Origin of the sequence: Ruegeria sp. HKCCA5491 (assembly GCF_013034565.1) — a bacterium.
Classification (GTDB): Bacteria; Pseudomonadota; Alphaproteobacteria; order Rhodobacterales; family Rhodobacteraceae; genus Ruegeria.
Genome location: NZ_WQGG01000013.1, coordinates 37,937 through 58,927, shown reverse-complemented (window position 1 = coordinate 58,927; position 20,991 = coordinate 37,937). Strand labels below are relative to the sequence as shown.

25 protein-coding genes are annotated in these 20,991 nt (G+C 58.5%); 19 read left to right on the top strand and 6 right to left on the bottom strand.

Translation table 11 applies throughout. The features are described from left to right. Nucleotides 1-118: 118 nt before the first annotated feature. The 7 genes from GOV88_RS16900 to GOV88_RS16870 all read left to right on the top strand — a co-directional run bounded on the left by GOV88_RS16900 (nt 119) and on the right by GOV88_RS16870 (nt 4,905). Nucleotides 119-733: a ribonuclease D gene (locus GOV88_RS16900; RefSeq protein ID WP_171241139.1), complete on the top strand. Its 615-nt coding sequence runs from the start codon at nt 119-121 to the stop codon at nt 731-733. Further along, a complete protein-coding gene (locus tag GOV88_RS16895) occupies nt 730-1,698 on the top strand; it encodes an SIS domain-containing protein (RefSeq protein ID WP_171241138.1) in 969 nt (322 codons plus the stop codon). Before GOV88_RS16900 ends, GOV88_RS16895 begins: the two co-directional genes overlap by 4 nt. 12 nt (nt 1,699-1,710) lie before the next feature. Then, entirely contained in the window at nt 1,711-2,310 is a 600-nt protein-coding gene (lptC, locus tag GOV88_RS16890; protein ID WP_171125926.1) for an LPS export ABC transporter periplasmic protein LptC, read from the top strand. A 3-nt stretch (nt 2,311-2,313) separates the two neighbouring features. Further along, nucleotides 2,314-2,805 (top strand): LptA/OstA family protein, encoded by a 492-nt coding sequence (locus GOV88_RS16885; RefSeq protein WP_171125928.1) that lies wholly within the window; start codon nt 2,314-2,316, stop codon nt 2,803-2,805. Beyond that, nucleotides 2,805-3,563, top strand: coding sequence for an LPS export ABC transporter ATP-binding protein (lptB, locus tag GOV88_RS16880; protein WP_171241137.1), 759 nt, complete (start codon nt 2,805-2,807; stop codon nt 3,561-3,563). Before GOV88_RS16885 ends, lptB begins: the two co-directional genes overlap by 1 nt. A 253-nt stretch (nt 3,564-3,816) precedes the next feature. Further along, nucleotides 3,817-4,380, top strand: a complete 564-nt coding sequence (gene hpf / locus GOV88_RS16875; protein ID WP_171125931.1) for a ribosome hibernation-promoting factor, HPF/YfiA family — start codon at nt 3,817-3,819, stop codon at nt 4,378-4,380. A gap of 60 nt (nt 4,381-4,440) precedes the next feature. After that, a complete protein-coding gene (locus GOV88_RS16870) occupies nt 4,441-4,905 on the top strand; it encodes a PTS sugar transporter subunit IIA (protein WP_171126672.1) in 465 nt (154 codons plus the stop codon). A 66-nt stretch (nt 4,906-4,971) separates the two neighbouring features. Here GOV88_RS16870 and GOV88_RS16865 read toward each other — a convergent pair whose 3' ends face one another. Then, nucleotides 4,972-5,487 carry a CAP domain-containing protein gene (locus tag GOV88_RS16865; RefSeq protein WP_171125935.1) on the bottom strand — a complete coding sequence of 172 codons (516 nt, stop codon included), beginning with the start codon at nt 5,485-5,487 and terminating at the stop codon, nt 4,972-4,974. A gap of 169 nt (nt 5,488-5,656) precedes the next feature. Here GOV88_RS16865 and GOV88_RS16860 point away from each other — a divergent pair, with 169 nt between their 5' ends. Next, nucleotides 5,657-6,256 carry a L,D-transpeptidase gene (locus GOV88_RS16860; protein ID WP_171125937.1) on the top strand — a complete coding sequence of 200 codons (600 nt, stop codon included), beginning with the start codon at nt 5,657-5,659 and terminating at the stop codon, nt 6,254-6,256. Nucleotides 6,257-6,395: 139 nt separating this feature from the next. Beyond that, nucleotides 6,396-6,578, top strand: coding sequence for a hypothetical protein (locus GOV88_RS16855; RefSeq protein WP_108861641.1), 183 nt, complete (start codon nt 6,396-6,398; stop codon nt 6,576-6,578). 75 nt (nt 6,579-6,653) lie between these two features. On the opposite strand, the gene hemH is transcribed toward GOV88_RS16855, so the two are convergent. Together hemH and GOV88_RS16845 are read right to left on the bottom strand one after the other, a co-directional pair. Then, on the bottom strand, nt 6,654-7,703 hold the full coding sequence (gene hemH, locus GOV88_RS16850) for a ferrochelatase (RefSeq protein ID WP_171241136.1): 1,050 nt from the start codon (nt 7,701-7,703) through the stop codon (nt 6,654-6,656). Nucleotides 7,704-7,760: 57 nt separating this feature from the next. Next, a complete protein-coding gene (locus GOV88_RS16845) occupies nt 7,761-8,591 on the bottom strand; it encodes a methyltransferase domain-containing protein (protein ID WP_171241135.1) in 831 nt (276 codons plus the stop codon). Here GOV88_RS16845 and GOV88_RS16840 point away from each other — a divergent pair. The 4 genes from GOV88_RS16840 to GOV88_RS16825 are packed head-to-tail and all read left to right on the top strand — an operon-like array spanning nt 8,572 to nt 10,918. Next, nucleotides 8,572-9,336: a ComF family protein gene (locus GOV88_RS16840; RefSeq protein ID WP_174834572.1), complete on the top strand. Its 765-nt coding sequence runs from the start codon at nt 8,572-8,574 to the stop codon at nt 9,334-9,336. The genes GOV88_RS16845 and GOV88_RS16840 overlap by 20 nt on opposite strands. 37 nt (nt 9,337-9,373) lie before the next feature. Further along, on the top strand, nt 9,374-9,631 hold the full coding sequence (gene grxC, locus GOV88_RS16835) for a glutaredoxin 3 (protein ID WP_171241134.1): 258 nt from the start codon (nt 9,374-9,376) through the stop codon (nt 9,629-9,631). Continuing rightward, entirely contained in the window at nt 9,631-10,461 is an 831-nt protein-coding gene (locus GOV88_RS16830; RefSeq protein ID WP_171241133.1) for a carbon-nitrogen hydrolase family protein, read from the top strand. Before grxC ends, GOV88_RS16830 begins: the two co-directional genes overlap by 1 nt. A 16-nt stretch (nt 10,462-10,477) precedes the next feature. Further along, nucleotides 10,478-10,918 carry a MarR family winged helix-turn-helix transcriptional regulator gene (locus tag GOV88_RS16825; protein ID WP_170353764.1) on the top strand — a complete coding sequence of 147 codons (441 nt, stop codon included), beginning with the start codon at nt 10,478-10,480 and terminating at the stop codon, nt 10,916-10,918. Nucleotides 10,919-10,920: 2 nt separating this feature from the next. Here the strand turns inward: GOV88_RS16825 and ubiG are convergent, their stop codons facing one another. Beyond that, a complete protein-coding gene (gene ubiG / locus GOV88_RS16820) occupies nt 10,921-11,667 on the bottom strand; it encodes a bifunctional 2-polyprenyl-6-hydroxyphenol methylase/3-demethylubiquinol 3-O-methyltransferase UbiG (RefSeq protein ID WP_171241132.1) in 747 nt (248 codons plus the stop codon). A 48-nt stretch (nt 11,668-11,715) separates the two neighbouring features. Here ubiG and pip point away from each other — a divergent pair, with 48 nt between their 5' ends. The 6 genes from pip (at nt 11,716) to infB (ending at nt 18,996) form a co-directional block, all read left to right on the top strand. Next, nucleotides 11,716-12,693, top strand: a complete 978-nt coding sequence (pip, locus tag GOV88_RS16815) for a prolyl aminopeptidase (protein ID WP_171241131.1) — start codon at nt 11,716-11,718, stop codon at nt 12,691-12,693. Then, nucleotides 12,690-13,511, top strand: a complete 822-nt coding sequence (locus tag GOV88_RS16810; RefSeq protein ID WP_171241130.1) for an ABC transporter substrate-binding protein — start codon at nt 12,690-12,692, stop codon at nt 13,509-13,511. The genes pip and GOV88_RS16810 overlap by 4 nt, the downstream gene beginning before the upstream one ends. Nucleotides 13,512-13,658: 147 nt before the next feature. Continuing rightward, nucleotides 13,659-14,249, top strand: a complete 591-nt coding sequence (gene rimP, locus GOV88_RS16805) for a ribosome maturation factor RimP (protein ID WP_171126679.1) — start codon at nt 13,659-13,661, stop codon at nt 14,247-14,249. Then, a complete protein-coding gene (gene nusA, locus GOV88_RS16800; RefSeq protein WP_171125956.1) occupies nt 14,249-15,865 on the top strand; it encodes a transcription termination factor NusA in 1,617 nt (538 codons plus the stop codon). Before rimP ends, nusA begins: the two co-directional genes overlap by 1 nt. A gap of 24 nt (nt 15,866-15,889) precedes the next feature. Further along, a complete protein-coding gene (locus tag GOV88_RS16795; RefSeq protein ID WP_171125958.1) occupies nt 15,890-16,513 on the top strand; it encodes an RNA-binding protein in 624 nt (207 codons plus the stop codon). Between the two features lie 8 nt (nt 16,514-16,521). After that, a complete protein-coding gene (infB, locus tag GOV88_RS16790) occupies nt 16,522-18,996 on the top strand; it encodes a translation initiation factor IF-2 (RefSeq protein ID WP_171125960.1) in 2,475 nt (824 codons plus the stop codon). A gap of 229 nt (nt 18,997-19,225) precedes the next feature. On the opposite strand, the gene GOV88_RS16785 is transcribed toward infB, so the two are convergent. Further along, entirely contained in the window at nt 19,226-19,954 is a 729-nt protein-coding gene (locus GOV88_RS16785) for a hypothetical protein (RefSeq protein WP_171241129.1), read from the bottom strand. Between the two features lie 207 nt (nt 19,955-20,161). After that, nucleotides 20,162-20,989 carry an alpha/beta hydrolase gene (locus GOV88_RS16780; protein WP_171241128.1) on the bottom strand — a complete coding sequence of 276 codons (828 nt, stop codon included), beginning with the start codon at nt 20,987-20,989 and terminating at the stop codon, nt 20,162-20,164. Nucleotides 20,990-20,991: the final 2 nt, after the last annotated feature.

Below are 20,991 nucleotides of genomic sequence, written 5' to 3'. Positions count from 1 at the left end.
TAGTCAAAGGCGCAAGGGGCAAGAAACATGCGCATATTGGTCGCATTCCATGGATGGCGTTGAGTTTACGGGCCAAACCTCCTATCTCGGGGGCGATACGGCACAAAGGAAGACCCCCGTGGCAAACCATCTTTATAAAAACGACCTGCCAGACGGGTTGGATATGGGCCCTGTTGTGGCCATTGACTGTGAAACCATGGGATTGAACCCGCATCGTGACCGTCTGTGTGTCATCCAGATGTCCGGGGGGGATGGTGACAGCCATATTGTGCAGGTCGAAAAAGGCCAGACTGCTGCGCCAAACCTGTGCGCCATGCTGGAAAACACCGACGTGCTGAAACTGTTCCACTTTGGCCGCTTCGACATTGCCGCGCTGTTTCATACCTTTGGCGCGCTGGCCGCACCTGTCTATTGCACCAAGATCGCCAGCCGATTGGTGCGGACCTATACCGACCGCCACGGGCTGAAGAACCTGTGTCAGGAACTCATCGGTGTTGATATCTCAAAACAACAACAGATGAGCGACTGGGGCGCGGAAAACCTGACCGAGGCGCAGTTGGAATATGCGGCCTCGGATGTCCTGTACCTGCACCGCCTACGCGAGGCGCTGGACTGGCGTTTGGCCCGCGAAGGCCGGACCGAGATGGCCCAGGCCTGTTTTGACTTCCTGCCGATGCGTGCGAAACTCGACCTCGCCGGTTGGCCCGAAACGGATATATTTGCGCACTCATGACCGATACCGAAGCTTTCCTGAAAACCGCGCGGCAAGTCGTCACTGACGAAGCCCGCGCGTTGGATGTTCTGGCCGAAGGCCTGGACGATCAATTTGCCGATGCTGTGCAAATGATATTGCAGGCCAAAGGCCGCATCATCATCAGCGGCATCGGAAAATCGGGTCATATTGGCCATAAGATCGCGGCAACGTTGGCCAGCACCGGCACGCCCGCCTATTTCGTTCACCCTGCCGAGGCCAGCCATGGCGATCTGGGTATGGTGTCCAAAGGCGACGTGGTTCTGGCCATCTCGAACTCGGGTGAAGCGCCCGAACTTGCGAACCTGCTGGCCTTTACACGCCGTTTTGGTATCCCGCTGATAGGTCTGTCCAGCAAGCCCGAAAGTACCTTGATGACACAGGCGGATGTGCATCTGCTGATCCCGTCGATGGGCGAGGCCTGCGGGTTCGGCATGGTGCCTTCGATCTCGACCACGCTGACGCTGGCGATGGGTGATGCGCTGGCGATTGCGCTGATGAAGCATCGCGATTTCAAACCCGAGGATTTCCGCGCGTTTCATCCTGGTGGCAAATTGGGCGCCCAGTTGTCCACCGTGCGCGATTTGATGCACTCAGGCGACGCGCTGCCTCTGGTGGCGGCTGACACCGCGATGAGCGAGGCGTTGATCGTGATCAGCCAGAAAGGGTTCGGCGTCGCTGGCGTTACAGATGCGCAAGGTCAACTGACCGGTATCATCACGGATGGTGACCTGAGGCGTCACATGGACGGGCTTCTGGACAAGACCACCGCCGAAGTCATGACGGAAAGCCCGACCACAATCAGCCCCGATGCACTGGCGGAAGAAGCTGTTGCGATCATGAATGACCACAAGATCACTTCTTTGTTCGTGGTTTCGCCTGACTCCGACGGCTCAGCCGAGGGGCTCCTGCACATTCACGACTGCCTGCGCGTCGGGCTGGGATAAGAGGGCGGATCTGTGGACAGTCATTCGCGCATGGTGCAATTCCTCAAGGTGTTGCTGCCACTGGCAGCTATCGTGCTGCTGTCCACCGTTTTCCTTTTGTCGCGCAGTATCGAAACCAACGTAACGGTGCCCTTTACGCAAAGAGATATCGAGGAACGGCTGGCAGATCAGATCGTGACCTTGCCGAATTATCGCGGCACCACCCGCAAGGGCGAAGAGGTTCAGATCGAAGCGACAAAGGCGACGCAGGGGACCAAAAACTCGGTTCCGACAGCGTCTGATTTCAAGGGGCGGCTTGGTCTTTCGGATGGGGGTGTGATCACGCTGGACTCAAATTCCGGGATGATCCGCCCGGACAAGAACACCGCGACCTTTGTTGGCGATGTGGTTATAATTACAACAGACGGTATCAAGGTTACGACGGACCTTTTGAATACGGCGTTGGACGAAATCCGTGGTGATACACCGGGTCAGGTCGACGGAACGGGCATAATTGGCAACTTTTCCGCGGGCCGGATGACATTTGGGACTGAAAAAAAGGACGGGCCGGTCCATATTATTTTTACAGATGGCGTCAAGTTGGTGTATGAGCCGGAAAAAGCAGAAAGATAACCTGTGTTCGATTTTCGTTTAGCCATTGCGTGTTGTGCCCTTGTAGCCGGTGCTGTTTCAGCGACTGCGCAAGAAACACAGGTCGCGTTCGGGGCCGTCAAGGCAGACCCCAGCCTGCCGGTTGAGGTGACGTCAGAAACGCTCAACGTGAATCAGGAAAACGGATCGGCCGAGTTTCAGGGCAATGTGATCGTAATCCAGGGCGAAATGCGCCTGACAGCCGAACGTGTTCTGGTCATCTACAACGAAGATCGGTCCGCGATTGAACGCATGGAGGCGACCGAGGATGTCGTTCTGGTCAGCCCGCCGGACGCTGCGGAAGGTGACTGGGCGGAATACACCATCGACTCGGGCGTGATCGTCATGAAGGGCAATGTTCTGCTGACGCAGGGGCCAAGTACGATCAGTGGCGACCAGATGAACGCGAACCTTACTACCGGTACAGCGACGATGACGGGCAACGTCAAAACCATTCTGCAGCAGGGGGCCAATTGATGGCCGGTCCGGGCCTGACTGTTGCCGAGGGCAACTCGGGCCTCAGAATTGAAAAACTGCGCAAGTCTTATCGTAAGAAAACGGTGATCCGGGACGTTTCCATGACGTTGGACCGGTCCGAAGTGGTCGCTCTGTTGGGGCCGAACGGATCAGGCAAGACGACGACATTCTATTCTGTGGCCGGTTTGGTGTTCCCCGAAGCGGGGACCGTCACGATTGACGGGCAGGTGGTCACGACTTTGCCGATGTACCGTCGCGCGCGTCTTGGGATCGGCTATCTGCCGCAGGAAATGTCGATTTTCCGTGGGATGAGTGTTGAGGACAACATCGCCTCGGTGCTGGATATCACTGTCAGTCACGCGCATCGCCGCAAGGAACGGCTGGAAGAGCTGCTGTCGGACTTTTCGATCGAACATCTGCGCCGTGCGCCCGCGCTGGCCCTGTCAGGTGGTGAGCGTCGTCGCGTCGAAATCGCGCGCTGCCTTGCAGCAGACCCCAAATACCTGCTGCTGGATGAACCCTTTGCGGGCGTTGACCCGATCAGTGTGGGGGATATCCGTCATCTGGTCGCAGATCTGAAGAAACGTGGAATCGGCGTTTTGATTACCGACCACAATGTCCGCGAAACCCTCGAGATCGTGGATCGCGCCTATATTCTGCATGACGGCCAGGTCCTTATGTCCGGCACGCCGGACGAGGTGGTCGAAAATGAAAACGTGCGCCGCGTCTATTTGGGCGAAAATTTCCGAATTTCATAGGTTTGCGCAGGTCTGTGCCGACTGCATGGCGGAAATCGCGTATATACACACCTGTTTTGATTGACTCTTCCGCCGTCTCTTGCCTCAATTGGGGTATGGCATTTCTACGGTTCAATTCTGGATCACGATGCCCCTTCCCTGAAGGGTGCGCGGTTCGGTTACTGCGGAAATTGTCGATACCCCCCACCCGATAATCAACAAGCGCGTCGCGATTTGCGGCGTCAGAATGGGTGTGAATTGTGAAGGAGATCACATGCGTTACCAAATTAGCGGAAAACAGATCGACATCGGTGAAGCACTTCAGACCCATGTGCAGACCGAACTTGGCGAGGTGGTGGGTAAATATGCCCAGCGTCCGACCGATGCCAATGTCGTCTTTTCCCGTTCTGCGCATGAATATGTGTGCGAAACTACCGTGCATCTTTCCACCGGCCTGACGGCTCAGGCCAAAGCCCACGCAACTGAAATCTACGCAGCTTTTGAGGCTTGCTGCGACAAGATGGAAACACAATTGCGCCGTTACAAGCGCCGTTTGAAGGACCACCACAAGGATCGGGCCGAGCCGGTTGAACTCTTTGGAGCATCCTCTTATATCCTCGCCTCTGACGAATCGGAGTCGGCTGACGAACCCGAATCTCTGCAGCCGATGATCGTGGCTGAGATGGAGACCAAGATCCCATCGCTGAGTGTTGGTGAAGCCGTAATGCAGATGGAACTGGCTGGTGCCCCGGTGCTGGTGTTCCGGAATGAAAACAAGGACGGATTGAACGTCGTGTACCGTCGGGACGACGGGAATATCGGCTGGATCGATCCGTAACAGGCAAGAATAGCAAGGCTAGCCCCTGCATTAGCGGGGGCATTGCCGTGGAGCGTGATCATGGAGCTTTCGAGCATACTAAAGCCCGAAGCAGTACGTGTTTTGTCCGCCGCTTCCAGTAAGAAGCGGTTGTTTCAGGAAATCGGCGATATTGCCGCCGGGATTCTGGGACTTGAAGCGCAAACTGTTGTGGACAGTTTGCTGGAACGTGAAAGCCTTGGGCCGACGGGTGTTGGGCATGGTGTTGCGTTGCCGCATGCTCGTCTGAACGAAGTCGAAGAGGTGTCCGGTGCTTTTGTCATGCTGGAAAAGCCGATTGATTTTGGCTCGGTCGACCGGCAGCCCGTCGATATCGCCTTCGCACTTTTTGCGCCGGAAGAGGCCGGTGTCGATCACCTGAAGGCCCTTGCTCTGGTGTCTAGAACGCTGCGGGACACTGCGGTTTGCGCCAAGCTTCGGGCCAATCCCGATCCGGTCAAGCTTTATGCGATCTTGACCGAGGCGCAGTCGATGCAAGCGGCATAAGCCACTGATAAACAACAAAAAAGCCCCCGATTTTCGGGGGCTTTCTTTTTTGGATGGATTGGCGTCTTAGCCGCCGGTTCCCATTTCCAGAGTCCACCAGATTTTGCCGCCATTTTCCTGATGCCAGGCAAAGCCCATCTGTGTGGCTTTCGGGTCCATGATCACGGACCGCGGACCCGGCTCCTGCATCCATGCGGCCAGTGTCTCGGTCTCGGTCTCGTAGGTCTCCGAGATCGCTTCGCCCAGGAAAGTACCGAAATACCCCACGCGTGCGGCGCGGTCGATTGGCGATGAACCGTCTGATCCGAAGTGCCATGGCCGGTTCTGGCGCGCCATGTCCTTGGAATGAGTCGCCGCAGCAGCGTTGAGCTGCGAGTTCAACTGCACAGATTGCAGCCCCGACGCCTGACGCAGCGCGTTCACCGAATCAAGCATCCGGAACTGCAACTTTTCCGGGTTTCCGCGAATCTTGTAAACCGTCGGCAGCGGGCGACCATCCGACCCATAGGTTGGGGTGCTGCTGGGGGTGCACGCTGCCAGCGCAACGAAGCAAACGAAAAGTAATGAAATAATACGCGTCATGGCCGACCTGATGATTGTGATGCCTTACGGCATAGCGCGCCCGACTGACATGGGCAAACCTGCAAAAGCTGATTCTCGCGTGATTCTGCCGGTTTGATTTGCGAATGAGGTATTCTGGCAATAAAATGCGTTAGATTTTCAACTTTGGTTTAGCAAAGGACCGCCTGATATGGTCAAGAAGCTCATTCCCTCGACGACCCGCCGTGGATTTTTAACCGGCGCTTCGGCTGTTTTAGCCTCGCCCGCGATCGCGCAGTACATCCCCGGTGATCCGCTCCGCCCTGCGCCGGAACCTGAACCGCAGGTCCGTAGAAACGTTTCGGGCTTCCGTGCGCTGGATTGGCAGCCTTATTTCTCGAACACGCGGAACGGGGCCATTCTGGTCGATACGGTATCACGCGCGCTGCATTATTGGTCAGATGATCAATCGGTCTACAAACTCTATCCGTCTTCGGTGCCACTGACCGAGGAATTAACGCGCCGTGGCCGCACAAGTGTCATCCGCAAGGTTGAAGGACCAAGCTGGTCGCCAACGCCATCCATGAAGAAAAGAAATCCGGAATGGCCGGACTATATCCCTCCGGGGCCGGATAACCCGTTGGGAACGCACGCTTTGTATCTAAGCTGGAAGTACTATCGGATTCACGGCACACATGACACACGTAAAATCGGGCGTAGATCATCCAACGGATGCATCGGTCTGTTTAACGAGGATATTGCCGAGTTGTTTTCAATGGCGAACGTAGGTACGCAAGTGTTGCTTATTTGACGACATTTCCGCGCACGAACCCGCTTTTGGAGCAAGTTCCATTTGCATTCCAGTCGGATAGCTGATTAGAAAAAAACACGAGGTAAGTCTTGGGTGTGCGGTTTCAATATATGAAACCGTGCGTATTCTGGAGGTTAATATGAAGAAACTCGTTCTCGCCGCTGCACTGACCGCTGCTGCATCGACCGCTTATGCTGGCAACCTGGAAGAGCCGGTTGTTGAAGCACCTGTTGTTGTCGAAGAAACTCAGGGTTCGTCGCAGGGCATCATCCTGCCGCTGGTCCTGCTGGTTGTGGTTGCCGCAGCTGTTGCAGCAAGCTAATTCGACGAGCGCAATACAAAGAAAAGGCGGTGGAGTTTTCCACCGCCTTTTTTTATGCCCAAGGGCCGGGGCGAATTAGTCCAACCAGCCTTTCAGATTGTCTTCGATCACCTTGCCAAGCGCAGCGATGTGCGAATCGTCATCGTTCAGGCAGGGTATATAGGTAAAGGTCTCGCCGCCGGCCTCTTCAAAGCTTTCTTTGATCTCTTCGTTGATCTCCTCCAGCGTTTCGATGCAATCGGCGGAAAACGCCGGAGCGATGACGGCAATATTCTTCTTACCCTGCCGCACCAACTCAGCAACATGATCGACTGTATAGGGTTTCAGCCATTCTTCCGGCCCGAACCGGGATTGGAATGTCGAGACAAGCTGGTCATCCTGCCATCCCAGACGCTCTTTCAAAAGCCGGGTCGTTTTCGCGCATTGGCAGTGATACGGATCGCCCTGCTGCAGATAGCGTTCCGGCATCCCGTGGTAGGAACAGACCAGAATATCTGGTTTGGTTTCCATCGCGGCATAGGCGTTCTGGACTGAACCGGCCAAGGCGTCGATATAGGCGGGTTCGTCGAAATAGGCGGGAACGGTGCGTGACGCAGGCTGCCACGCTTCTTCCATCAGCGCGCGAAAGAACTGATCGTTTGCCGTGGCGGTCGTCGCGCCTGCATATTGCGGATAGAGCGGGAAGAACAGGATGCGGTCACAGCCTGCCGCCGCCATCTCATGCACCTTGGACTTGGTCGAAGGGTTGCCGTAGCGCATGCAGAAATCCACCATCACCTGATCGCCATAACGTGCCTGCATCGCCTCGCGCAGCTTGGCCGTCTGATCCTTGGTGATCGTCATCAGCGGGCTTTCACCCTTGTCGTGGTTCCAGATCGACTTGTACGCCTCACCCGAGCTAAAAGGCCGCTTGGTCAGGATGATACCTTGCAGGATCGGCTGCCATTTCCATTTCGGATAGTCGATGACGCGCTGATCCGACAGGAACTCGTTCAAATAGCGACGCATTGGCCAATAGCCGTAATCGTCCGGGGTGCCCAGATTGGCCAAAAGAATACCGACGCGGCCCATTTTGACCTTCGGGTGGTCGTCGGGGGCATGAGCGGGGCGGGTGGCGTCAAACATTGGATGCTTCCTGAAATCGTCGTGTTTCGGGCTGAGATAAACGGAATTAGCCCGCCGTCAATCGGACAGTTTGCCTTCTTTTGTTCCCAGCGCGTCGGCAAGGCGCGCTTGTGCCGATCCGGGGCGCAGGGGTTTTTGCTGGCTTTCATCGGGCGACCAGCCGGTCAAGCAGATCAATTCGAAAGTTGTCGCCAGACGACCCTGCGGGGTTGCGAAGTTTTCGGCATAGATGTCTTGCGCCCGTCCAAAGACCTGCCGTCGGGTGGGGTGCTTTAACCTCTCGGAAAGGCTGTTGGTCTCGCCCATCGCGCGCAGATCGTGCATCAGGTGGACTATGTCGCGGTATTCCGCAGTCAGGCGCGCGGTATCGGCGACAGGCAGAGCGAAACCCGCCCGTTGCAGCAATCCGCCCAGATCGCGCAACTCACCCATCGGGGCTATGCGCGGGCTGAGGCCGCCGGTGACCTCGATCTCGGCCTGCCCCAGGGCTGTGCGCAACTCGTTCAAGGTTTCCCCACCCAGACACGCAACCAGCAACAGCCCGTCGGGTTTAAGCGCGCGATGGCACTGAATCAGTTGCCCGACCGGATCGTTAGCCCAGTGCAACGCCATTGCGTGTACCACCAGATCGTGCGCGCCGGGCGTCAGCCGCAAAACATCTTCATCGGCAACGATATGCGCTTTGGGCAACACACCCTGCCAAACATGCGCAAAGGGCGTCACGATCGCCGGGGCGGTAAAGCTTTTGTTAACCATGGAGAGGCGATCCTGCACCTCGTCAATCGCGGCGCGGTGCAAAAACAATGCGTCGTCTTGCGCGCGGGCGCGATGCTTTGTCAGGGCAAAGCGGTCAAACAAAGAGGGTGCATTGGAATCAGGCAGCTTCATAAGGCGCAATTATCGCATCTGGCCGCGGATTCAAACCGCCGTCCAATTGATCTATCCGCCGCGCTGTCTGGGATGCGGCGCGCTGACAGAATCGGACTTTGCCCTGTGCGGACCCTGCTGGAGCGACACGCCATTTATCGGGGGCACCGTCTGCGACAGCTGCGGCGTCCACTTGCCCGGTGATCCGGACGGGCACCGGATTGAATGCGATGACTGCATGAAGGTTTCCCGGCCGTGGCGGGATGGGCGTTCCGCTCTTTTATACAAAGGCAGGGCGCGGGCGCTGATATTGGCGCTGAAACATGGTGACCGCTCGGAACTGGCGCGCCCGGCGGCGCGATGGATGGTGCAGGCAGGGCGTGACTTGTTTCGTGACAACATGCTGCTCGCTCCGGTGCCGCTGTATTGGACCAGATTGTTAAAACGGCAATACAACCAATCCGCTTTGTTGGCGCACCACGTGGGGCGGGAAACCGGATTTCAGGTGTGTCCCGACCTTTTGGTTCGGCCCGTCCGAACTCCGATTCTGGATGGAAAAACTGCAGCGGAACGCGCGCGGACATTGGAAGACGTGATTGTTGCGCATCCCAAGCGGCGGCACCGGATGCAGGGGCGGGATGTCCTGCTGGTCGACGACGTGATGACGTCCGGCGCGACGCTGTCCGCTTGTGCAAGTGTCTGCCTTGCATCTGGCGCAAATCATATTTTCGTGTTGACCCTAGCGCGCGTTGCCAAGGATGCCTAATTCGTCGAAGATTACGTGAAACCCCAAGGGACGGATTATGAAACCTGTTGAAATCTATACCTCTCCGCTATGCGGCTTTTGCCACGCGGCCAAACGACTGCTGAAACAGAAAGGCGTTGAGTTCAAAGAAGTCGATGTTTTGATACACCCCAAACGCAAGCCCGAGATGATCAAGCGCGCTGGTGGTAAACGCACCGTGCCACAGATTTTCATCGGTACGAAGCACGTGGGCGGCTGCGACGATCTTTATGAGCTGGAGCGTCAGGGTAAACTGGACCGGCTTCTGGCCGCGTGATGCTGACTGCGCTGCTGCAGGTCACCTCGTCGGATGATCCGTCCGAAAATCTGAACATGGTGCGCGCCCTGATGACCGAGGCGGCCGGACAGGGCGCGCAGTTCATCCTCACCCCTGAGGTGACGAACTGCGTCTCGACCTCGACAACGCGGCAGCGCGAAGTTTTGCAGTACGAAGAAGATGACCTGACGCTGGCCGGACTACGCGATCACGCGCAGGCGCTGGGCATATGGCTGTTGATCGGCTCGCTGGCGGTCAAAACTCATGACGCGGACGGGCGTTTTGCCAACCGTTCCATAATGATCGACCCGCAGGGGCAGATCGTTGCGCGGTATGACAAGATCCACATGTTTGACGTGCAGGTCACAGAGACCGAGATTTTTCGGGAATCTCGCAACTACCGCCCCGGTGACCGGGCCGTGATTGCCGAGACAGACTTCGGCAAAGTTGGCCTGACCGTTTGCTACGATATCCGCTTTCCCCACCTCTATGCGGCGCTGGCTCAGGCTGGTGCGCGCATCTTGACTGTTCCTGCGGCGTTTTCCCCAGTTACGGGGGCTGCACATTGGGAATCGCTGTTGCGTGCCCGGGCGATTGAAAACGGCGCTTGGGTGCTGGCACCGGCCCAAACCGGAGAGCATCCCAAAACCCGTGGCAGAACGCGCTATACCTACGGTCACAGCATGGTCGTCGCCCCGTGGGGAGAGGTCATCATCGACGCAGGTACCGATCCGGGCATTCACATTTTTGATTTGGATGATAGTTCTGTGTCAGAGGCGCGCCGCCGCGTGCCTTCATTGACGCACCTGCGGGCTTTTGACGGCCCCTGACCCAGAGCCGGACCCAATGACGGACGACACCAATGCCCTTGCGGTCACGCTGTTCAGCGAGATCCTGACCGCCGACCAGCTATTGCGCAACCGGCTTAGCCGGGTGCTGCCCAAGGGCATGGAAATCTCACATTTCTCGGTGCTGAATCATCTGGTTTTCGTGGGGGATGAACGCACGCCCGCACAACTGGCCAGCACTTTCCACGTCACGCGCGGGGCGATGACCAACACATTGGCCAAGCTGGAATGGGCCGGATACATCCACATCCGCCCCGATTGGGACGACGCCCGCCGCAAAATGGTCGCGATCAGCCCCGCCGGCCGTCGCGCCCGCGATCAGGCGATTTCGTCCATCGCCCCGTTGATTAACCGTGTGGTAGGAGAGCTGGGGTTGGAGCGTGTCCGCAGCACGCTGCCCGTGTTGAGGGATTTGCGGTTGCAGTTGGAAGGGGAGTAAGCTCAGCCCGACTTCACACTCGCCGTCACATAATTCACGCTCAAATCCCGGTCCGAGATCGACCAGCTCCACAGGATCGGGTTGAAGACGAAGCCCTTGCGGTCGACTGGGTCCAGCCCGGCTTGGCGCAACAGGTCGAACAGCTCATCCGGGGTGATGAACTTGTTCCATTCATGCGTGCCGCGCGGAAGCCAGCGCATGACGACCTCGGCCCCGAAAATGGCCATCGCATAGGATTTCGGGTTGCGGTTGATGGTCGAGCAGATCAGCAACCCACCCGGTTTCAGCAGTTGTTGCGAGGCGGTCAGGAAGCCCAATGGATCGGCTACGTGCTCGACCACTTCCATGTTCAACACGACGTCGAATTGTTCGCCCGCAGCGGCCATGTCCTCGGCTGTGGTGTGGCGATAGTCGATCTCAAGTCCCGATTGCTCGGCATGGATACGGGCGACGGGCAGGTTGCCCTCGGCGGCGTCGGCGCCCACGACCGTCGCGCCCAAACGCGCCATCGGCTCGCTTAAAAGCCCGCCGCCGCAGCCGATATCCAGCAGGCGCAGGCCTTCGAATGGTTTCGCGGTCGTCAGGTCACGGTCAAATTCACCCGCAATCTGTTGTGTGATATAATCCAGACGGCACGGATTCAGCATGTGCAGCGGTTTGAATTTCCCATGGGGATCCCACCATTCAGCCGCCATCGCCTCGAATTTTGCGATCTCGGACGGGTCCACCGTGTTCGGATGCGCTTGCATTCCTGTCTCCGTGTGCTCTTTTATGTTTAAAGACTATATAGGGCCCTAATGGATAAGTACCCGGACCAAAAGCGCGCAGTTCAATTTCTGTACCCGCCGATCGACCCGTTCGATCAGCGGATGGTCGATGTCGGCGATGGGCACCGTATTTATGTGGAACAATGCGGCAATCCCGAGGGGTTACCGGTTGTGGTTCTGCATGGCGGACCGGGCGGCGGCTGCAGCCCGGCGATGCGGCGGTATTTCGATCCGCGCGTGTTTCGGGTGATTCTGTTTGATCAGCGCGGGTGCGGTCGGTCGCGGCCTCATGCCTCGGTGCTGGATAACACGACGTGGGACCTGGTGGATGATATCGAACGCCTGCGAACGCTGTTGGATATCGACGACTGGACGGTGTTCGGCGGCAGTTGGGGCGCGACTTTGGCGCTGGTTTATGCGCAAGCGCATCCAGACCGGGTGAACCGTCTGGTACTGCGCGGTGTGTTTCTGGCCACGCAGGCCGAACTGGATTGGTTCTATGGCGGCGGCGCGGGCAAGTTCTGGCCCGAGCAATGGGCGAAATTCACTGCTCTGCTGACCGAGGATGAGTTGTCGGACACGATAGGTGCCTATCACAAACGCTTGTTCTCGGGCGATCGGGCGACGGAAATCCTGTATGCGCGGGCGTGGTCGGCGTGGGAGAACGCGCTGGCCTCGATCCATTCGCACGGGTCGACGGGTGAAAGCCCCGGCGAATACGCGCGCGCCTTTGCACGGCTTGAGAATCACTATTTCACGCACAGTGCCTTTCTTGAGAAGGACGGGCAGATTCTGGATCAGATGGACCGGATCGCCCATATCCCCGGCCATATCGTTCAGGGGCGGTATGACATGATTTGCCCGCCACAGGCCGCATGGTCTTTGGCCGAGCGCTGGCCCAATGCCGAGCTCAAGATGGTGCGACAGGCAGGCCATGCCCTGTCCGAGCCGGGCATCAGCGCCGAGTTGGTGCGTATCATGGACCGCGTGGCGGAGGGCATCGCATGACCCGCATGGACCGTCGTGCCTTGTTTGCTTCGGGTGCAGCAGCGGCTCTGCTGGCAGCAACCGGCGCGTCATTGGCCAACACGCCCAAGTCCGGCGGAACGCTGCGATTGGCCGTGCCCCGGGACGAAAGCCTTGAACAGGTGGCGCGTGGCGCAGTGTTCGACACGCTGACCGAGATCGCGCCGGATGGCACATTGCGCGCGGAATTGGCGTCAGGCTGGCAAACTGATGCGAACGCGCGGGTTTGGCGTTTCGATCTGCGCCCCGGTGTTCTGTTCCATGATGAGGCCCCGTTGGACGTTGCCGACGTTCTTGCCGTGCTGGAACAGGTCGGGCGTGTTGAGGCCACCTCGCCCTTATCCCTGCGGCTGGAACTGGCGGAAGCTAATCCGGGCCTGCCGTTTCTGCTGGCAGACAGTCGATTTGTCATAACGCGCAATGGGCAAGACGTAACGCCATTGCGCGCGGCCAACGGCACCGGATGTTACCGGGTCGAGCGCGCCGAAGACGGGCGGCATTTCTTGGGGCGCAAAGTCGCCGGTCACTATAAAAGCGGTCAGGCGGGCTGGGTCGATGCGCTGGAAGTTATCGTGATCCCTGATGCGCGTGTTCGGGCTGAGGCTTTGCGGGATGGCTATGTGGATGTCGCCGCTCTGCCCGCGCAGGACGATTTAAGGGGGCAACGCGGTCTGCGCTTTTTCCCAAGCGAGACGGATATGGCGCTGGCCGTGGCCGCTCGTGTCGGAATGCCGGGTCAGGTCGGACAGGCGCTTGCGCTGGACGATGGCCGCATCGCCGAGCGGTGGTGGCTGGCTTAATTCCCGCCGGGGGTTGCAGACTCGGGAAACCCTGCGTATATGCAGTTCCAACAGCGGCGCGTTGGACTTCTGGTTCAAAGCTCCACCGGAAAATACGACGGGCCGCGCGCCCGTTTTTTTGTGCCCGATTGAAGGGTAGAGACCCGAATGACAAACGACCTGATAGCCAAAGCAGCCATCGACCGGCGACTGGCCGAGATCATAACCCCCGTGATCGAGGATCTGGGGTATGAGTTGGTCCGCATCCGTTTGATGAGCGGTAAGTTGACCACGCTGCAGATCATGGCGGACAAGCCCGATGGCGGCATCGAAGTGGATGATTGCGCCGAGATTTCCAACGCGGTCAGCGCCACGCTGGACGTCGAGGACCCGATCCTTGACGCTTATACGCTTGAGGTGTCCAGCCCCGGCATCGACCGCCCTCTGACCCGTCTGAAGGATTTTGAGACCTTCGAAGGGTATGAGGCCAAGATCGAGACCGCTGAACTGATCGACGGCCGCCGCCGGTTTAAGGGCGAATTGGCCGGGATCGAAGGGGATGAGGTTCTGATCAATATCCCCGAAGGGTCCGAGACAATCACCATTGGTCTGCAATTCGACTGGCTGAGCGATGCCAAACTGGTCCTGACCGATGATCTGATCAAGGAAATGCTGCGCCAACGCAAAGACGCCGGTGCCCTGAACGAAAACGCTTTCGACGAGATTGAGACCGAAGGGTCCGAAGAGGAGACGAACTGATGGCAATCACCTCAGCCAACCAGCTGGAGCTGCTGCAGACCGCCGAGGCCGTGGCCCGCGAAAAGATGATCGACCCCGGTCTGGTTGTCGAAGCGATGGAAGAATCGCTCGCCCGTGCCGCCAAGAGCCGCTACGGCGCTGAGATGGACATCCGCGTGTCGATCGACCGCAAGACCGGCAAGGCGACCTTTACCCGCGTCCGCACCGTGGTCGAGGATGAAGAGCTGGAAAACTATCAGGCCGAGTTCACTGTCGAGCAAGCCAAGCAATACATGGAAAACCCTGAGGTCGGTGACGTCTTCGTCGAAGAAGTCCCGCCGGTTGAAATGGGCCGGATCGCGGCGCAATCTGCCAAGCAGGTGATCCTGCAAAAGGTCCGCGAAGCCGAGCGTGACCGTCAGTACGAAGAATTCAAGGATCGCGCAGGCACCATCATCAACGGTGCGGTCAAGCGCGAGGAATTCGGCAATGTCATCGTCGATCTGGGTGGGGCCGAGGCCGTTCTGCGCCGCAATGACAAGATCGGCCGTGAAAGCTATCGTCCCAACGACCGCGTGCGCGCCTACATCAAAGAGGTTCGCCGCGAGGTCCGTGGCCACCAGATCTTCCTGTCGCGCACCGCGCCGGAATTCATGGCTGAGCTGTTCAAGATGGAAGTGCCGGAAATCTATGACGGCATCATCGAAGTCAAAGCTGTGGCCCGTGACCCCGGTTCGCGCGCCAAGATTGCCGTGATTTCGTATGACGGTTCGATCGACCCAGTCGGTGCCTGCGTTGGTATGCGCGGCAGCCGCGTGCAAGCAGTTGTGAACGAGCTGCAGGGCGAAAAGATCGACATCATCCCGTGGAATGAAGATCAGCCGACCTTCCTGGTGAACGCGCTGCAGCCCGCCGAGGTTTCCAAGGTGGTTCTGGACGAAGAAGCCGGCAAGATCGAAGTGGTTGTGCCCGAGGAACAGCTGTCTCTGGCTATCGGCCGTCGCGGTCAGAACGTGCGTCTGGCCAGCCAGCTGACCGGCCTGGACATCGACATCATGACCGAGGCCGAAGAATCGGCGCGTCGTCAGAAAGAATTCGAAGCCCGCACCCAGTTGTTCATGGACAGCCTGGATCTGGACGAATTCTTCGCGCAGTTGCTGGTCTCTGAAGGGTTCACAAACCTCGAAGAAGTTGCCTATGTCGAGCTGGACGAGCTGCTGGTCATCGATGGTGTTGACGAAGGCACCGCGCAGGAACTGCAGACCCGGGCTCGTGAATTCCTGGAAGCACAGGCCAAGGCGGCGTTGGATGCTGCCCGTGCGCTGGGTGCCGAGGACAGCCTTATTGAATTCGAAGGCCTCACACCCCAGATGGTAGAAGCGCTGGCCAAGGATGACGTGAAGACGTTGGAAGACTTCGCCACCTGCGCCGACTGGGAACTGGCCGGTGGCTGGACCACGGTCGACGGCGAGCGCATCAAGGATGACGGTGTTCTGGAACCTTTTGGCATTACGCTGGAAGAAGCGCAGGATTTGGTCATGACCGCCCGCATCATGCTGGGCTGGGTCGATCCGGCCGAGCTGGAGCAGGCCGAAGAAGAGGTCGAAGGCGAAGCTGACGAGGAGGCCGAGGCCTGATCTCAGGGCCTCGGGGTGGCGTGAATGGGTCGCGGTGGCGTCCATAAGGATCGGTCGGAAGGCCCCGAGCGCAAGTGCATCGCCACGGGCGAGGTTCAGCCAAAATACGGGTTGATCCGCTTTGTGATGGGGCCGGATGGTCAGGTCTTTCCCGATGTTGCGGCAAAATTGCCGGGGCGTGGGGTCTATGTAGCGGCGGATCGCGCCGCGCTGGATAAGGCCGTCGGCAAAAAGCTGTTCTCGCGCGGGTTCAAGGCGCAGGCAACGGCGCAGACGGACCTGGCTGACGAGGTTGAAAAACAAGTCGCGCGGCGGGTGATCGAACTGATCAGCCTGGCGCGTAAGTCCGGCGACGCAGTCGCGGGATATGAAAAGGTCAAGACGTGGCTGGACCGGGAAGAGGCTCAGGTACTGATTCAGGCCTCTGATGGATCGGGGCGCGGCAAGTCGAAACTCAGCACGCCGCACTTCGGAAAATACATCGGTTGGCTGACAGCGGATGAATTAGGGGCGGCATTTGGGCGCCAAACCGTGATTCATGCGGCGCTGGCCTCTGGCGGACTCGCCAAACGTGTTGTAGAGGAAGCGCAGCGCCTGCGTGGCTTGCGCGAAACGGATGACGGCGGCAAGGGCCGCTCGGAAGGGTAAGAAGCTTTATGAGCGATAGTGACGGCAAAAAGACATTGGGTCTTCGTGGCGGGGCACGCCCCGGAAATGTGAAACAGAGTTTCAGCCACGGACGCACCAAGAATGTCGTGGTGGAAACCAAACGCAAACGCGTGGTGGTCCCCAAGCCGGGTGCCGGAAAGCCGGGTGGCGGTGCAACGCCCTCGGGTGATCCGTCGCGCCGTCCTGCCGGGATTTCCGACGCGGAAATGGCACGCCGGATGAAGGCGCTGCAAGCTGCCAAGGCGCGTGAGGCTGAAGAAGCCGCCGCTCGCGAAGCGCAGGAAAAGGCGCGTGAAGAAGAACGCGCCCGCCGCCGTGCCGAACAGGAGGCCAAGGAACGCGAACAGCGCGAGGCCGAAGAACGTGCCCGCGCCAAGGCCGAGGAAGAAGAGCGCAAGCGCAAAGAGGCGGAAGAAGCCGCCAAGCGCGCTGCTGCCGCCCCCGCGCCCGAAGAACCCAAAGCCGCGCGCAGCCCGGCCAGCAAGCCTGCGCCTGCTGCCGCTCCGCGCAAGCAAGACCGCGAACGCGAACAGCGCGGTCGTGGCAAGGGCCGTGACGATAACCGCCGCTCGGGCAAGCTGACACTGGGTCAGGCCACCGGCGGCGAAGGCAACCGTCAACGCTCGATGGCGTCGATGAAGCGCAAGCAGGAGCGCGCGCGTCAGAAAGCCATGGGTGCCCCGGTCGAGCGGGAAAAGGTGATCCGCGACGTACAGTTGCCCGAGGCGATCATGGTTTCGGAATTGGCCAACCGCATGGCCGAGCGTGTGGCGGATGTAGTCAAATCGCTGATGCAGATGGGCATGATGGTCACGCAGAACCAGACCATCGACGCCGATACTGCCGAGCTGATCATCGAAGAATTTGGCCATAAGGTCACCCGTGTCTCTGATTCGGATGTTGAAGACGTCATCAAAGAGGTCGAAGACAGCGATGACGAACTGCAGCCGCGTCCGCCGGTCATCACCATCATGGGTCACGTTGACCACGGCAAAACCTCGCTGTTGGACGCGATCCGTGACGCACGCGTTGTGGCGGGTGAGGCCGGGGGCATCACCCAGCACATCGGCGCCTATCAAGTGAAAACCGATGGCGGCACCACGCTAACCTTCCTGGATACGCCGGGCCACGCGGCCTTTACCTCGATGCGTTCGCGCGGGGCTCAGGTCACGGATATCGTGGTTCTGGTGGTCGCTGCCGACGACGCGGTGATGCCGCAGACCATCGAGGCGATCAACCACGCCAAGGCCGCCGAAGTGCCGATGATCGTGGCGATCAACAAGATCGACAAGCCCGAAGCCAACCCCGACAAAGTGCGCACCGACCTGCTGCAGCATGAGGTGATCGTCGAGAAGATGTCGGGTGAGGTTCAGGATGTTGAGGTCTCGGCCGTCACCGGTCAGGGCCTGGACGAACTGCTGGAAGCCATCGCGCTGCAGGCCGAGATTCTGGAATTGAAAGCTAACCCCGATCGCGCCGCCCAGGGTGCCGTGATCGAGGCGCAGTTGGACGTGGGCCGTGGCCCCGTCGCCACCGTTCTGGTTCAGAACGGCACGCTGCGTCAGGGTGATATCTTCGTTGTGGGTGAGCAATACGGTAAGGTCCGTGCGCTGATCAACGACAAGGGCGACCGCGTGAAAGAGGCCGGCCCCTCGGTTCCGGTCGAGGTTCTGGGTCTGAATGGTACGCCCGAAGCTGGTGACGTTCTGAACGTGACCGAGACCGAAGCGCAAGCGCGTGAGATCGCGGAATACCGTGAGCAAGCCGCCAAGGACAAACGCGCCGCCGCTGGTGCTGCGACCACCCTTGAGCAACTGATGCAGAAGGCGAAAGAAGACGAGAACGTGGCCGAGTTGCCGATCCTCGTCAAAGCTGACGTGCAGGGTTCTGCCGAGGCCATCGTTCAGGCGATGGAGAAAATCGGCAACGACGAAGTCCGCGTGCGCGTTCTGCACTCGGGCGTGGGTGCGATCACCGAAACGGATATCGGCCTGGCCGAAGCCTCGGGTGCCCCTGTCATGGGCTTCAACGTCCGTGCCAACGCATCAGCGCGGAACACCGCGAACCAGAAGGGTGTCGAGATTCGCTATTACTCGGTGATCTATGACCTGGTGGACGACGTGAAAGCCGCCGCATCGGGCCTGCTGAGCGCCGAGATCCGCGAGAAGTTCATCGGCTACGCCGAGATCCGCGAAGTCTTCAAGGTCACCGGTGTCGGCAAGGTTGCCGGCTGTCTGGTCACCGAAGGTGTGGCGCGTCGTTCGGCAGGCGTGCGCCTGCTGCGCGACAACGTGGTGATCCACGAAGGCACGCTGAAAACGCTGAAGCGCTTCAAGGACGAAGTGGCCGAGGTTCAGTCGGGTCAGGAATGCGGTATGGCGTTCGAAAACTACGACGATATCCGCGCCGGCGACGTGATCGAAATCTTCGAGCGCGAAGAGGTCACGCGGACGCTGGATTGATCCGAGTGCTATGAGAAAAATAAAAGCGGTCCCATTGGGCCGCTTTTTTTGGCATTTGTTAAATTTCAATGACTACTATGCGGGGCAAACGGGCATTTATGGGATGTCAAATGTGCCTCTCGAATGAGGAACTAAAGCCTTTTCCTCGAGTACCTTTCGTTCAATTCCTCAACACTCGCCGAATTGCGCAAATACTCTTCCGAATATCCTAGTCGCGTACCAACCTCGATTACCGCTTCAACGAGCTGAGGTTCGGTTCCCGTATCTGGGCGGGTAACTTACGATGGACCGAATCCACTGCTCTGGCATTTAGGTCATACTGTGCTTTCGAAACGAGTTGGTCCAGAAGGACAGTCACGGTTGGGTGCTGGCCCTCGTACAACTCTTCAAATCGAAAAACACCGACAAAGCCTTCCCGTTCGTGCTGCTCAATCATAAACTCGTTCAATTCCAACCAGTGGAACAAGTTGCGTTCAAACGGTGTAAACCCTTCTGCCACCGCAGCGAACTTCGAATACTTAACTCGTGGGTCGTCCACATGAATCATGGCGATTCTTTCCCAACGCCTTCCGGCACGGATTTCAGGGTTGAACAAGCCATGCGTTGTGAGTGATGCGGCAACATGGAACGGATTCCTTACCAAATGCGCAAATCTTAACCGGCTTGAAAACCTCTTAGAAAAATATGGTAACCAAGCATAGCACGGCCAGCCGACATCGAGATAACGCGTTCCTTGTGTGATCATATCTTCGATTTCAATAAGCTTACGCTGCAAAGGAACGTGGGAACCGAGGACCTGAGCGAACTTTCCGGGGCGCCGATAAACTCTCCTTGAAAAATATTCTGAACCAAGACCCTCATGTTCAACCTTAGCATCTGGATGTGCTCTTCCAGCAATCGCCGCAATATTTTCTGTTGATGTCCGGCCGGTCGACAGGATGAAGCTGCAAGTTGTCATGAAAATGCCTGCTCCTTTACTTTAGTTTATCAACTTTTTGTTAAAGGCAATCTTTAGGCATGCAAACATAGTTGTCGATGCACCAAAACTAAAAATGGTAGGCGAAAAAACTTCTGCTCGTCTAAAAAGTTGGCGACTTGGCAAGCGATAGGAAGACCGCTAAGGGCTCGAACCAGACGTTCCTGGCGTCGCAGAAAATGCCGTTGGCTATTTTGTCGCCGCCAAAAACGTCCCCGGATGCATAACGATATCGAAATGATGCACCCCTTTTTGCAGGTCAAAACTCACCGAGTGCCCGGCCTTTCGCAAAAGTTCTGCGTAGTGTCGGCTTTGGCGGATGAATTCGGGGGTGTCGCGCTCACCTACGGTCACGCGATAGCGCGGGCCGGGGGCCGGAAGGCGCCGGATGGGCGACAGGTCGTGGACCTCGACCGGGGTTAGTTGCAGCGGGTCGTTGACGGGTGTCAGGCTGATCGGCTCCAGATCATAAACCCCGCTGATCAAGATCACGTCGCGCACGCGCAGTCCTGCGCGCGCCAGAGCGTCGGCGGACGTTGCCATGACCATGCTGGCCAGATGCGCCCCGGCGCTGTGGCCGGACAGTGTCACGCGGGAAGGGTCATAGCCTAAACTGGTGGCGTTCGCGGCCAGCCAGAGTATGGCAGCGCGGCATTCCTCGATCATGTCGCCGATCCGCGCGTTCGGAGCCAGCGTATAGTTCAGGGTCGCAAAGGACTGCTCAGCCTCGATCAGGGCCGGGGCCATCATCGCGGATTCGCGCTGGCTGATCGCTTGCCAATAGCCGCCGTGGATAAACACGTGCAGCGGTGCGCCAGTGCCTTTTGCCGGAAAGAAATCCAGAACCTGCGACGGGCTGTCGCCGTAAGCGAGGTTCTCGTGGCATTCCATCTGCGCCCGATGCTGCGCGCTGAGTGCAGCCCAACTGTCGACATAGGGCGTCAGGTCGCCACCGATCATCGAACGGGGTGAATATTCCTGATCCAGTTCTTCCTGTGTGAAACCCCGGTACAGCATCA